This window comes from Bradyrhizobium uaiense (genome assembly GCF_010811875.1).
Taxonomy (GTDB): Bacteria; Pseudomonadota; Alphaproteobacteria; order Rhizobiales; family Xanthobacteraceae; genus Bradyrhizobium; species Bradyrhizobium uaiense.
In genome coordinates this window covers 1-769 of the sequence record NZ_VKHP01000537.1, presented here as the reverse complement: position 1 = coordinate 769, position 769 = coordinate 1, and the positions used below count along the sequence as shown (strand labels likewise).

Annotated in this window: 1 protein-coding gene; it reads right to left on the bottom strand. The window is 59.0% G+C overall.

All coding sequences use genetic code 11. The features are described from left to right. Positions 1–157 precede the first annotated feature (157 nt). A partial coding sequence (locus tag FNJ47_RS46330) for a type 2 periplasmic-binding domain-containing protein (protein WP_488226108.1) occupies positions 158–769 on the bottom strand: 612 nt, incomplete at its 5' end.

Sequence of the window (769 nt, the reverse complement as noted above, 5' to 3'; positions counted from 1 at the left end):
GCCCAATGGCGCAATCATTTCGTGTCGCTTTTGCGGCGGCGACGCCCGCGAGGCTCTGGTCACGGCCCGTCGCCCATATGTCGGCAATGTGGGGTAGACCGGTCGTCAGCGCGACCACTCCAAACCGACGCGATTGACCCGGAAATCTGATCTCAACCTAGTTTTTCTGCTCGCTCGCCCAGTCGGCTATCGCCACGGCTTCAACCGGTGCCTTGGCCCTCCAGGCGGAGATCGGCATGGCAGCCGCCCGTTTGAGTGCGGCAATGAGTGACGGCGGGGCGGGGTCTGAGATGTTCACGCCGTTAGCTCTTATTCGAGCATAGTTGTCTGCGGTACGGCGGTCGATCAGATCGAACTGGCTCTTTTCCGTTTCCGTCGCGGCAGCCATCACCTGTGCCTGGACAGGCGTCGAAAGCGAGGCGAATGCGTCGAGCCTGATAAAGGCGATCGAAATCGAAATCGCATAATTGATGGCCGTGAAGTACCGCAAATCATCCCAAAGCTTCCGGCTCGCACCTCCATCGCCGGACGAGAGGATCGCATTCAGTTTATGGTCCTTTAGCCGGGGAATCGCCTCGCTGAACGGCAGATATTCGGCGTGAGCGCCGGCCGCCTGGAGTACCTCGGCCGAATTGTTGTCATAGGTCCTGACCACCAATGCGTTAAGGTCATTCGCGCTGTTTAGCGCTCGATCCGACCAGAGGCCCGTCGCCGGCCAGATCGTCATGTACAAAAGCTTCAAATTCTGCGCCTCGAGGGCTTTCTCATA